The sequence below is a fragment of the Streptomyces sp. Root1304 genome, from assembly GCF_001426405.1.
In the GTDB taxonomy this organism is placed as follows: domain Bacteria; phylum Actinomycetota; class Actinomycetes; order Streptomycetales; family Streptomycetaceae; genus Streptomyces.
The window spans coordinates 12261-24752 of sequence record NZ_LMEP01000002.1 but is presented as its reverse complement, the minus strand read 5'-3'; the positions used below and the strand labels follow the sequence as shown (position 1 = coordinate 24752).

Below are 12492 nucleotides of genomic sequence, written 5' to 3'. Positions count from 1 at the left end.
CGTTCCTGTACTTCGCCGAAAGGGACAGTCCGTGGGGGGAGAGGCCGTGCAGCGTCAGGGGCCCGCACCGGAGACCGGGAACGGCGTACCGCCGCGTCCGGCCGGCGGGAAGGCGACCGTCCCGGGGCAGGAGGACCGCGCGTCGGGCCACCGCGAGCCGGGCGCCGCGGAGCGGGCGGGCCGGACACCCCGCCCCGCCCGCGGCCGCGATCGCCTCGCCGAAGCCCTCCGCTCTCCCGACGCCCTCAACCTCGTCCCCCTGCTCCTCGCCGCAGGGCTCTGGCTGTGGGCGCTGCCCCGGATCGACTTCCGGCACATCGCGGAGTTCGGCCTCCTGGACCGCTTTCCGCTCCCCTTCTACGCCGCTCTCGCCGTCCTGACCGGCGGTTTCGTCCTCACCCTGCGCCGGGCGGGCACCGCCCCGCTCTGGCCCGCCACCTACTGCGCGGCCATGCTGTTCGCCCTCAAGGCGCCGCCCGCGATCCTCTACGACACCGTCCGCTACGCCTGGGCGTCCAAGCACGACGCGATCATCAGCAGGATGCTCGCCGAGGGCGGTGTCCACCCCGGGGCCGAGCTGACGGGCGGCATGTCCGCCTACGACCAGTGGCCCGGCTTCTTCTCCCTCGACGCGGCCCTCGTGCGCGCCTTCGGCGTGGACGCCGCCGCCTCCTTCATCAACTGGGCGCCGGTCGCGCTCGGCCTGCTGCTCGTGCCCGTCCTCATCCTGATCTACCGCACGTTCAGCGACGACTGGCGGCTCGTGTGGACCGGGGTGTGGATCTTCCAGCTGGCGAACTGGGTCGGCCAGGACTACCTGTCCCCGCAGGGCTTCTCGTACCTGCTCTACCTCACCGTCTTCGCCGTCGTCGTCCGGCACTTCGTGCTCCCCGGCTCGGCGGGCCCGCTGCGCGACCGGGGCACCCTCGACCCGGCGGCCTCCGCCGTCCCGCCGCCCACGACGACCCGGCAGCGGGCCGTCGCCGTGCTGATCCTGCTGCCGCTGATCGCCACCATCAACGCCAGCCACCAGCTGACCCCGATCATGCTGTGCGCCACCCTCTTCGCCCTGTGCCTCACCCGCCGCTACCGCAACATCGGGCTGCTCGTCACCACCGGCCTCGTCATGCTCGCCTGGAACCTCACCATGGGCCGCGAGCTCTTCCTCACCACCCTCGGGACCCTCCGCGAGAAGGCCGGCGACCTGCTCGGCAACTCCCGCCCCGGCTTCGCGGGCGACCCCACGGGACCCGGGCCCGAACTCGTCGGCGACGCCAACATCCTCATGGTCCTCGCGCTCGGCGGGCTCGCCGCCGCCGCCGTCCTGCTCCGCCGCCGACTGGTCCGCAGCGCCCTGCCGCTGCTCCTCGCCGCCGCCGCGCCGCTGCCGATGTTCGCCGTCAACGACTACGGCGGCGAGATGATCTTCCGGGTCTATCTCTTCGGTCTGCCCGGCGCCGCCTTCTTCGCCGCCGCCGCGCTCGTCCCCGCCGCCGGGGCCGCGAGCCGCGCCGCCGTGACCGCCCGCCGGGCCATGCTCGTCGCCCTGCCCGTGACCCTCGTCGCCATGCTCGCCGGCTTCCTGCCCTCGTACTACGGCAAGGAGGGCATGCACTACGCGCCGCCCGCCGAGACCGCGCTCACCCGCCGCGCCTTCGACCGGGCGCCCGAGGGCTCCCTCATCGTGGCGGCGACCGGCGCGTTCCCCGACTCGTACTACCGCTACGACCGGTACGTGCGCTGGTTCTTCACCGAGCAGGAGGTCGACGAGAACCTCCGGATGCTGAAGGACCCGGCGGCCTACCTGGCCGGCGGCATCCCGGTGGACTGCCCGGCGTACGTGATCCTCACCCGCACCCAGGGCGAGGCCGTCATCGGCGAGGGCTACCTCCCCGAGGGCGGCTTCGACAGCATCGAGGCCGCGCTGAAGCGCTCCCCGCTGTTCGAGGTCGTCGAGGAGAACGCGTACGGCGTCGTCCTCCGCTACCGGCCCACCACCGGCGGATGAACGCCCCCTCACCGCCCGCCCGGACCCCACGCGCGAGGAGCAGGTACGCCATGGCCCACCCACGCCCGACCCCGCGCGTCCAGCGCAGAGCCGCCCTCGCGGTCTCCGGATGGGTCGCGCTCGCGGCGACCGCCCTCCCCGGCGGCTCCCCGCTGCGCTGGATCCCCGTCCTCGCCTTCGTCGCCCTCGGCCCCGGCCTCGCGCTGCTGCTCCCGCAGCCGACCGGCCTGCGCCCCGGCGCCCGCCTGGAGGTGCTGGCGCTCGCCGCGCCCGTCAGCCTCTCCGTGGCCACCCTGGTCGCGACCGCGCTGTTCCTCGGCAGGTCCTTCTCCCTGCTCGTCTTCATGGGCGTCCTCGCCCTCTTCGTGAGCGTCGCCGCCGTCCTGCCCGGAGTGCCGCTCCCGGCCGCCACGCGCGGCGCCGTCGAACGCGAGGGCGCCAAACCCTCCCGCACGCACGCGCGTACGCCCCGGTTCCGCGCGCGAGGGGCCCGCGGTGGGGGCGGGTGACCGACCGCAGCTCCACCGGCGGCCCCCGGACCCGGCTGCGACCTGACGGTTAACTCGGCACCCACCCTTGAGGGTTACCGCACCGCGGGCCAGGACCCGTACTTCCGGCAGGACGTACCGGAGGACCGACCGGGGTACGGGTGCCTCAGCGACGGCCGCCCGAGGTCAGGCCCCGGAAGGCGCAGACCGCCATCGTGCCCCCGGCCAGGCCGAGGAACAGCGGCAGCGGCGCGGCGGCGAAGGCCTGCTGGCCCGCCCAGCCCGCCCAGACGAGCACCCACACCACCCCCGCCGTCACCCGGGCACCCACCCCGACCACCCGCAGCAGCACCGCCACCAGGAGCAGGCTCAACGCCTGCAGCGCCACCGGCGCCACGGCCCGCTCCAGACCGTCGCCGATGAGTACGGCACCGGGCCCGCCCGCCTCGGCCGGGCGCAGCCCGAGCAGCGGGGGCGCGGTGTGCAGGGCGAGGAAGGTGGCGAGCAGCACGGCCCCGGCGAACACGGGCCGGAAGACCCGCAGGGCGACGGCCGCGCCCTGGAGGGCGACGAGCAGCAGCCCGGCGGCGAGCGTGACCGGCGGCAGCGCGGTCAGCAGCCCGGTGCCGGAGAGCCGCTCCACGCTCAGCTCGCCGGAGCGGACGAGGGGGAACCAGAACAGCCCGGCGGCCAGGCCGAGCGCGGGCCACAGCCAGAGCGCCGGTCCCCGGTCCGGCCGGGCGGGCGTCCGGTCCGGGGCGTCCGCCGCCCGCCGCGGGGACGCCGCCGACGCGCCCCCGTCCTGCCGGGGCACGTACACCGGGATGCCGAAGGCCGGTGTCACCGAGTCGTGCGCTCCCCGCAGATAGGCGCTCTCCCGCGCCCAGTTGGTGCCGTACCCGTCCTCGGCGCGCGGCTTCGCCCGTGCGGCCTCCGGGGGCCGGGGCGCGGGTGACCGGCCCTGGAGCGCGGCCCGCAGGCCCGGGGCCGAGACCGCCGCCATCAGCGTCATCGAGGCGAGGACGGCGACGCCCGCGCCCGCGATGCCGACCCGGCCGAGGAGCAGGGCCGCGCTGCCGAGCACGAAGACGCACATGGCGCCCTGGAGGAGGGCGAGCACGCCCGTACGGCCCTGGACGCGCAGGACCCCGATGTACAGCTCGACCGCGACCCGGGGGAGCGCGGCGGCGGCCAGCAGCCGGAGCACGGTCGTGCCGTGCTCGGCGTAGTCCGGGCCGAACGGCGCGAGGATCACCGGCGCGAGGACGAGGAGGACGAGGACGACCGGGACGAGCAGCAGGGCCATGCGGCGCAGTGCGCCCCGGACGCCCTCGGCGAGGGACTCGGGGCTGTGGGAGGCGTGCGCGGTGAGCGAGGAGGCCATGTTGATGGCCATGAACTCCATGGTGCCGCCGACGGTGTAGGCCGTGTAGAAGAAGGCGTTGTGGGCGGCGTCGAAGCGGACGGCGACCATCACCGGCAGCAGGTTGATCATCGCGAGGCTGAAGAGCGCGCCGACGGAGTCCCCGGCCATGAACCGGCCGATCTCGCGCAGGCCCGGCGGTTCGCGGTCCCGGTCGGCGCGGGCCTGCCGGGGGATGAGCCGCCGGAAGACGAGCCAGCCGAGCGGCACCACGGACAGGGCGATGGCCGCCGACCAGGACACGAAGACGCCGAGCACCGGCAGGGCGGCGGCGAGGACGACGAGCAGGACGAGCTTGCCGAGCGAGAAGACGGCGTTGCCGACGGGGACCCAGACCGCCCGTCTCAGCCCGGTGAGGACGCCGTCCTGGAGGGTGAGCAGGGCCCAGCCGACGCAGGAGGCGGTGAAGAACAGCCCGGCGGAGAGGGTGCCGAGCGGGGCGTACGTGGGCCCCCACCAGTCCAGGGTGAGCAGGAAGACCCCGCAGGCGACGGCGACGACCACCGTGCTGACCAGGTACACGCGCAGGACGAGCGGCCCGGTGGCGCGGCCGGCCCGGGGCACGTAGCGGACGACGGCGCCGATCATCGTGGTCGCGGTGAGGGAGGCGAGCAGGCGCTGCGCGGCGATGGCGGCGGAGCCCTGGCCGACGGCCTCCTCCGAGTAGTAGCGGGCGGCGACCAGCCAGAAGCCGAGGCCGAGGGCGGCGGAGACGCCGGTGGAGAGCATGAGGGCGTAGGCGTTGCGGAACATGGAGCTCTCGTCGGAGCCACCGGAGCCACCGGAGCCGTCGTGGCCGCTCGCGTCGTGGTCGCCCGTCCCGTGGCCCGCGCCCGCCCCCGTACCGCCGTCCCCCGCCCCCGTACCGCCGTCCCCCGTCCGTCCCGCGCTCCCGTCCGCCGGGTCGCCGCCCGTCTCCCGCTCCTCGCCCCGCAGCCGTACGGTGTCGGTCACCTGGCACCTCCGGGGGCGTCCGAGGGCCGCACCGGGCGGATGCCGGCGGCGCGCAGCACGGCGAGGACCTCGTCGGCGCGGCGCGGGTCCACGGGCAGGGCGTGCCGGGCGAACCAGGCGGCCGGTTCCGGCGCGGGGGACGGGTCGGTGAAGACCTCGCCCGCGTAGCGGTCGAGCGGCGGGTCGTAGAGGTAGCCGGTGGTGATCCGATGCCGGGCGAGCGCGGCGGCGGCCGCGTCCCGGTCGTCGACGAGCAGCGGTACCCGGAACAGCGGCTGGACCTCGCGGCTCCCTCCGTGGTCCGGCTCCCCGTCGTCCGGCCCTCCGCCGTACGCGTCGGCGAGCAGCCGTGCCGTGCCCGCCCGGTGGGCGTCGAGCACGCCGTCGAGGCGGGCCAGTCTGCGGGCGGTGCGGCGGAGGCGGCCGGGGCCCGGCCGGAGCCGGTAGTCGTGCATGTCGACCCGGACCCAGGAGTGGAAGGGGTCGAGGGCGGGCGCCGTCGGCAGGGCCTGCTTCAGCGCGTCGGCGCGCAGCGGCATCCGGATCTCCTCCCGCTCCTCCAGGCCGAGCATCCGCAGTGTCGCGCGGGCCGCCCCGACCAGGCGCAGCCCGCGCACGGTGGCCTCGGCGTACGGCCGTACCAGGTGGGCGAGTTCGGCGGTGGTACGGGTCGGCTGCAGCAACGCGTCCCGGGCGGCGGCGAGTTCCCCGCGCAGGGCCGGGTCCGCGAGGGTGAGGAAGCCGCCGGTCTTGGCGGCGGTGTGCTTGGAGAGGCTGAACACGGAGGCCTCGCCGTACGTGCCGACCGGGCGCCCGCCCACGGTGGAGCCGATGGCGTGGGCGGCGTCCTCGATCAGCGGGATGCCGAGCCGGTCGCACCGCTCGCGCAGCTCGGGCGCAGGGTCGGGGTTCCCGTACAGATTGGTGGTGAGGACGGCCGAGAGGTCCCGCCAGACGGCCTCGGGCACGGCGGAGACGTCGACGGAGCCGTCGCGCGGGTCGAGCGGCGCCTGGACGGGCCGGAGCCCGGCGGCGAGGACGACGAAGAAGATGACGTCGTCGTTGACCGGCGACATCAGCACCCGGCCACCGGGCCGGCACCAGTGGCGCAGCGCGAGATAGAGGCCGAAGCGGCACGACGGCACGTAGAGGCACTCCCTGCCCCCGAGCCGGCCGCGCATGCGGTCTTCCAGTTCCGCGTACGCAGAAACCATGTGATTCCCCCCTGAACCCCCGGGCTCGGTCCGGCCCGGTGCGGACGGCCCGTCAACACGGCCCTCCGGTCGCGCGGAAGGGCCCGTCCCGGGTCGGAAGACCGTGAACGGGCCCTTTCCACAGCCATTTTGGCGGCTCGGGGGAGACGGTGGAGGTCATTCCTCCAGAGTGAGCCCCCGGCGCAGCCTGGCGAGGGTGCGGGCGAGCAGCCGGGAGACGTGCATCTGCGAGATGCCCAGCTCCGTGCCGATCTCCGACTGGGTCATGCCGGAGACGAAGCGGAGGGAGAGGATGTGCCGCTCGCGGGCGGGCAGCGAGGCGATCATGGGCTTCAGGGACGCGATGTACTCGATCCCGGTGAGCCCGTGGTCCTCGTAGCCGAGCCGGTCGGCGAGCGTGGCCTCACCGCCACCGCCGTCCTCCTCGTCGGGCTGGGCGTCGAGCGAGCTCGCGGTGTACGCGTTGCTCGCGGCCATGCCCTCGACGACCTCCTCGGGGGAGATGCCGAGCTCCTCCGCCAGTTCGGCCACGGTGGGGGAGCGGTCGAGGCGCTGGGAGAGGGCGTCGCCCGCCCTGGCGAGGTCGAGCCGGAGCTCCTGGAGCCGGCGGGGTACGTGCACGGACCAGGAGGTGTCGCGGAAGAAGCGCTTGATCTCGCCGATGATGGTCGGCATCGCGAAGGTGGGGAACTCGACGCCGCGCGTCAGCTCGAAGCGGTCGATCGCCTTGATCAGGCCGATGGTGCCGACCTGGACGATGTCCTCCATCGGCTCGCTGCGGGTGCCGAACCGGGCGGCGGCGAACTTCACCAGGGCCAGGTTGAGTTCGACGAGGGTGTTGCGGACGTACGCGTGGTCGTGGGTGCCCTCCTCCAGCTCGGCGAGCCGGGCGAACAGCTGCTTCGACAGAGCGCGCGCGTCGACCGGTCCGATGCGGTCGAGGGGCTGGTCGGTGAGCTGTTCCGGGAGCTGGAGGGCATGGTCGGGGGACTGGGTGGGCAGGCGGCCGAGGGGGACTGCTGCCGACGGCGCGTGGGGGGTACGCGGGGCGTCGAGCCGGGGTGACATGGGTCTCCTTCCGGGGTCTTCTGCTGCGGTTTGCGGCGCCTCCGAAGCCGGTCGTGTCGGATGTTCTCTACTAGCCCTACCTGCTCGGCGGGGGAGGTCGCAAGTATCGACAATTCGCTTTGTCCTGGTTTGTGGTGGACCTTGTGTGCGCGGGAGGGCGCCCCGCTTGTAGGGTTCGAGGCACGTCAGTCGGCATCCGCGAGAGCGAGAAGAGGCACGGCCATGGACCGCCAGCACATCGGCAGCGCGCCGCCCGCGCGGTTGCGGGTCGAGGTCCGGACCGTGGGTGCGAGCGAGGTCCTCGCCCCGGTCGGTGAGCTCGACCACCACACCGTCGAGCTGCTGCGCGGCCCCCTGGACGACGCGCTCGACGCGGGGCGCGCGCGCCTCGTCGTGGACTGCTCGGGCCTGGAGTTCTGCGACTCCACCGGACTCAACGTGCTGCTCGGCGCCCGGCTCCGCGCGGAGGCCGCCGGCGGCGGGGTCCATCTGGTGGCGATGCGGCCCGCGGTCGCCCGGGTGTTCCACATCACGGGCGCGGAGGCCGTCTTCACCGTGCACGAGACACTCGCCACAGCCCTTCCCGGCTGAGCCCCGCACGCCCGGCCCCGGGGCCCGCCTCCCCGGTCCGCCGCCCGCACGCCCCGCACGTCCGCCCCACTGTTCCTCCCTCTGTTCCGTCTCTGTCCCGTCGATCGGTGAGGTGAAGCGCTGATGGACCAAGCTTCCGACGTCCGTACGCTCGCCCTCGGCGAGACCAGCGGCACCGTGCCGCTCGCCCGCGACTTCACGCGGACCGCCCTCCACGAGTGGGGCTGGCTGCCGGCCGCCACCGCCGACCGCAGAGCCGCCGCCGAGGACGTCCTGCTCGTCGTCTCCGAGCTGGTGACCAACGCCTGTCTGCACGCCGAGGGCCCCGAGCGGCTGCGCGTCCTGCGCCTGCCCAAGGTCCTGCGCCTCGAAGTCACCGACCGGGGCGCCGGACAGCCCGCGCCCCGCACCCCGCACCGGTCGGGGCGGCCCGGCGGCCACGGGATGTTCATCGTGCAGCGCCTCTGCCTCGACTGGGGCATCGAGCGCACCCCGGGCGCCCCCGGGAAGACGGTCTGGGCCGAACTCGCGGCTCCCGCCTAGGCCGGACGCCCGGCCTCCCGCCCGTCCCTCCGGACATCTCCGGGGGACTTTCACAACTCCGCACGTTCCCCTGCCTTCCCTCCTCAGGGCCTCAGGCGTACCTTGACGCCCAATCTGAAAGACCGTCAGGTCCGTTGCGGTGAGGGGTGTTCGGGGTGTCCAAGGTGCCGAACCGGAGGAGAACGGCCGCCGCGCTCACGGCTGCGGCAGCGGTGACGGGCGCGGCCGTGCTGGCCGCCGCCCCGGCGGCCCACGCGGCCGTCGTCGACGTCAGCTACGCCTGCGAGACGAAGATCGGGCCCAAGAGCGCCGTCTCGCCCGTCGACATCAAGGCCGTCAAGAGCGGCAGCGCGTACACGATCACCATGTCGTTCGAGAAGGGCGTCTCCGACAGCCCCGTCGAACTGCCCAAGGGCGTCATGACCCCGCGCGCCGAACTCGTCCTCGGCGGCGCCGACTCCGGCACCGTCAAGGTCAAGGGAACGCCGAACACGGCCGCGATCCCGCCCGACACCCCCATCAAGATCGGCACCCTGACCGGCACGTACACCCCGAAGAAGAACGGCAAGGTCACCTTCACCGCCGGGACGCTCACGGTGCACGCCCTCGGCATGGACGCCGCCGTCTGCACCGCCAAGAACAGTCCGAAGCCCTCGCTGGAACTCGACGTCACCGACGTCTCCGGCGGCTCCGACACCCCGCCCCCGGCCGCCGGCGGCTCCGGGGACGCCGGAGCGACCGGGGACACCGGCGCCGAGCTGCCCAAGACCGGCCCCCTCGACTCCGCCATGGCCCTCGGGACCCTCGGCGGCACCGTCCTGCTGACCGGCGCCGCCGGAGTCCTCTGGCTCAGCCGGCGCACGGCACGCTGATGCGGACGGCGGCACGCTCGGGACTCGTGGCCGCCGCGACCGCACTCTGCGGCGTGGTCGCGGCGGCTCCCCCCGGGGCCCAGGGCTGGACGGCGGCGCCCGCCGCCGGACGGCCGTACGCCTATCTGGAGGGCCCCGCGGGGAGCGTCCTCCAGGACACCCTGTCGGTCACCAACCCGGGCGCCCGGCCGCTCACCGTACGGCTCAGCGGCCAGGGCGCACCCGTCTCCTTCGCCGCCCGGACCGTGACCGTGCCCGCCAGGACCCGGGCCGACGTGCCCTTCGCCGTGACCGTCACCGCCGACCTCCCGCCCGGCGAACACCGGGGCACCGTACGGGCCGCCGCGGCCGGCCGCGAGGTCCGCGTCGACCTGCGGCTCCGGGTCAGCGGCCCGCACCTCGCCGCGCTCACCGTCGAGGACGTCCGCGTCGACACCGGCACCGGCGCCCTCCGCTACACCCTGGTCAACCGGGGCAGCACGGTCCTCTCCCCGCGCCTCGCGGTCCGCGCCGAAGGCCTCCTCGGCACCGTCCTCGACCGGCCGGACCGCGCCCTGCCGCTCACCCTCCGCCCCGGCGAGCGCACCACCCGCACCGAGACCTGGCCCGACCCGCCCGCCCTCGACTCCGTCACCGTCCGGCTGACCGCCACCGCCCCGGGCGCCGCGCCCGCCACCGCCCGCGCCGAGGCCGCCTTCGCCTCGGGCCCCGCGCTCGCCGGCGCGGCCGGCCTGCTCCTCGCGGCGGGCGGCGGCGGTTACGCGGTACGGCGCCGCGTCAGGTCCCGTACCCCACGAGCCTCGGCGGGAGCGACACCATGAGGACCATCCGTACGGCAGCCGCCCTCCTCGCGGCCCTGGCCCTCGCGCTGCTGCCCCTCGCACCCGCGACGGCCGCCCCCGGCCCCGTCGTCGAACTCTCGCAGGCGGAGGGCGGCAAGGGCGGCGAGATCACCGTCAGCGGCAGCGGCTGGCAGCCGGGCGCGCTGCTCATGCTCCTGATCTGCGGCCAGGGATCCCCCGGCACCGGAGTCATCGGGGGCACCAACTCCTGCGCCAACACCGAGGGCAGGGCCGCCACGGTCGACGCCAGGGGCGCGTTCAGCGCGAAGCTCCCCGTCACCGAACCGCCCAAGCCCTGCCCGTGCGTCGTGCACGTGGCCGGGGTCACCGGCCGTCAGGACACCGTCGACCGCCCGTTCACGGTCGCCGGGCACCCCACCGCCCCGCTGCCCGAGCCCTCGGGCGACGGGCGGCTCGCCGTCCTCGCCGCCGTACGCCTCGACGGTTCCAGCGGCCTGCTCGTCCGGTTCGGGGCGCCGCCGTCCCGGGAGATCGTCTTCACCGTCGGCAACCTCGGCTCCGCCCCGGTGAAGGACCCCGTCTTCCAGGTCGGCACCAGCCACGGCGTCTTCACCCCGCAGTACGAGGAACGCCAGTGGCGCGGCACGGTCGCCCCCGGCAAGAAGGCCCTCGTCCGGCTCCCCGTCGAACTCCCGGCGGGCGCGCACGGCGACTACCAGGTGTCCGTGAAGTACGGGGAGAAGGTCCTCGTCGAGCAGCCCTGGGGCGTCGGACGGCCGTGGGGCGTGACGCTCTTCTGGCTGCTGCTCGCCGTCGTCGTACCGGCCGCCCTGTTCCGGATCGGGATGGCGGTGGTGGACCGCAGCCGGCCCGCCCGCCCCGCCCGGCCCGCCCGCTCCACCACCGGCCCCGGCCGGCCCGACCGGACCCGTTCCCGGGCCGCGGGCCGCCGCCGCACACGTACCCCCGGGTCCGTACGACCGGACCCGGGGGACGGAGAACCCACCGCGGTCCTGCCGTGGTTCAGTCCTGACTCCGCACCGTCAGCCCCAGAGAGCAGCCCGACGACGAAGGGACATGCGTGAACACGCAACGGAGGATGAGCGCGGCCGGAGTCGCGCTGATGCTCGGCGGCGCGGGGATCCTGATTTCCGCCGGCCCCGCGCAGGCCGCCGAGGTCGCGTACAAGACGGAGTGCATCCCGCCGTCCATCTCCGGGCTTCCGCCCGTGCAGGGGACGACGAAGGTGCTCATCACGGCGCCGGCGGAGGCCAAGGTCGGCGACGAGGTCGAGATCGTCTGGAAGACGGTCCAGGCCGCCTCGAAGAACCCCGACGTGCTCGACCTCGGCCAGGACACGGTCAAGCCGACCGGCGTCCTCACCGTGGGCGGCGCGGCGAGCGGCACCGTCTCCATGGAGGGGCCCCGGACGAACCCGCCGGTCCCCAAGAACAGCGCGATGCCGCTGTCCGACATGAAGGGGAAGCTGAAGCTGACCAAGGCGGGCGAGATCACCCTCACGCCCGACAAGTACACGATCAACGTGTCCAAGCCGCTGTCCACGGACACGAAGTGCACCCCGAAGGAGGCGGTGCCGGTCGCCGCGACCATCAAGGTCACGGACGGCGGGGGCTCCTCGACGACCTCCGGCGGTACGACGTCGGGCGGTACGACCTCCGGCGGTTCGACGAGCTCGACCGGTGGAGGATCCAACAACACGGGCGGCTCGGCCACCAGCTCCTCCGGCGGAACCGGCGGCTCCACCGGCTCCACCGGCTCGGGCTCCGGTTCCTCCGGCTCGGGCTCCGCCTCCGGCGGTTCCTCCGGCGGCGGTGGCGGTCAGACCGACTTCCCCGGTACGGAGGTCTCCGTCGGCTTCGCCTGCCAGGCCCCCGGCCCCGCCGACATCAAGTCCAAGGTCACCATCAGCGCCAAGAAGAACGGCGGCGCCTACGACCTCACGGTCAAGACGGCCAAGGGCGTCATGGACAGCCCCGCCCCGCTGCCCGCGGGAGCCCTCAAGGCCTCCATGGCGATCAAGGTCGGCGGCGCGGACAGCGGCACGGTGAAGGTCACCGGCCCCGCCAACGCCACCGCCCTGAAGATCGGCGACCCGGTGAACCTGGCGGACATGAAGGGCACCTACCGGCCGGGCGCGACGGGCAAGGCCACGCTCAGCCCCGGTGCGCTGACCATCGACGTCACGCTCGGCAGCTCGAAGATGCAGATCCCCTGCCAGGTCAAGGGCGCCGTCAAGGCCTCCCTCGAACTGGACACCAGCAAGCAGGCCGGCGGCGTGTCCGGCGGCTCCGGGAGCGGCTCGGGGAGCGGCTCGGGCGGCGGGAGCTCGGCCTCCGGCGGCTCCTCCGGCGAGAACCTCGCCCAGACCGGCGCCGAGAACGACGGCGTCCTGCGCGCCCTCGCCCTCGTCGGCGGCACGGTGATCCTGCTGGGCGGCGCGGTGTTCGCCTTCACTCCGTGGGCGCGCCTCAGGCGCTGACGACGGCGGAGGGCCACCGAACGGCGGA

11 protein-coding genes are annotated in these 12492 nt (G+C 74.7%); 8 read left to right on the top strand and 3 right to left on the bottom strand.

The features are described from left to right. Positions 1-46 precede the first annotated feature (46 nt). A complete protein-coding gene (locus ASD33_RS05070; protein WP_242426923.1) occupies positions 47-2008 on the top strand; it encodes a hypothetical protein in 1962 nt (653 codons plus the stop codon). Between the two features lie 50 nt (positions 2009-2058). Further along, positions 2059-2517: a hypothetical protein gene (locus tag ASD33_RS05065; RefSeq protein ID WP_056553991.1), complete on the top strand. Its 459-nt coding sequence runs from the start codon at positions 2059-2061 to the stop codon at positions 2515-2517. Between the two features lie 145 nt (positions 2518-2662). Here the strand turns inward: ASD33_RS05065 and ASD33_RS05060 are convergent, their stop codons facing one another. The 3 genes from ASD33_RS05060 to ASD33_RS05050 all read right to left on the bottom strand — a co-directional run bounded on the left by ASD33_RS05060 (position 2663) and on the right by ASD33_RS05050 (position 7155). Beyond that, complete coding sequence (locus ASD33_RS05060) at positions 2663-4873, bottom strand: hypothetical protein (RefSeq protein WP_056553988.1); 2211 nt, start codon at positions 4871-4873, stop codon at positions 2663-2665. Continuing rightward, positions 4870-6087 carry a DegT/DnrJ/EryC1/StrS family aminotransferase gene (locus ASD33_RS05055; RefSeq protein ID WP_079044566.1) on the bottom strand — a complete coding sequence of 406 codons (1218 nt, stop codon included), beginning with the start codon at positions 6085-6087 and terminating at the stop codon, positions 4870-4872. Before ASD33_RS05055 ends, ASD33_RS05060 begins: the two co-directional genes overlap by 4 nt. Positions 6088-6243: 156 nt before the next feature. Further along, entirely contained in the window at positions 6244-7155 is a 912-nt protein-coding gene (locus ASD33_RS05050) for an RNA polymerase sigma factor SigF (RefSeq protein ID WP_056553982.1), read from the bottom strand. Between the two features lie 222 nt (positions 7156-7377). On the opposite strand from ASD33_RS05050, the gene ASD33_RS05045 reads away from it, so the two are divergent. From ASD33_RS05045 to ASD33_RS05020, 6 genes are all read left to right on the top strand, one after another. After that, positions 7378-7746, top strand: coding sequence for an STAS domain-containing protein (locus ASD33_RS05045; RefSeq protein WP_056553978.1), 369 nt, complete (start codon positions 7378-7380; stop codon positions 7744-7746). 123 nt (positions 7747-7869) lie between these two features. Continuing rightward, positions 7870-8289: an ATP-binding protein gene (locus ASD33_RS05040; protein WP_056553975.1), complete on the top strand. Its 420-nt coding sequence runs from the start codon at positions 7870-7872 to the stop codon at positions 8287-8289. A 164-nt stretch (positions 8290-8453) separates the two neighbouring features. After that, positions 8454-9161, top strand: a complete 708-nt coding sequence (locus ASD33_RS05035) for a peptidase (protein ID WP_056554905.1) — start codon at positions 8454-8456, stop codon at positions 9159-9161. Beyond that, positions 9161-9982 (top strand): hypothetical protein, encoded by an 822-nt coding sequence (locus ASD33_RS05030; RefSeq protein ID WP_056553972.1) that lies wholly within the window; start codon positions 9161-9163, stop codon positions 9980-9982. The genes ASD33_RS05035 and ASD33_RS05030 overlap by 1 nt, the downstream gene beginning before the upstream one ends. Then, entirely contained in the window at positions 9979-11049 is a 1071-nt protein-coding gene (locus ASD33_RS05025; protein ID WP_056553969.1) for a hypothetical protein, read from the top strand. The genes ASD33_RS05030 and ASD33_RS05025 overlap by 4 nt, the downstream gene beginning before the upstream one ends. A gap of 14 nt (positions 11050-11063) precedes the next feature. After that, entirely contained in the window at positions 11064-12464 is a 1401-nt protein-coding gene (locus ASD33_RS05020; RefSeq protein WP_056553966.1) for a hypothetical protein, read from the top strand. The last annotated feature ends 28 nt before the right edge of the window (positions 12465-12492 follow it).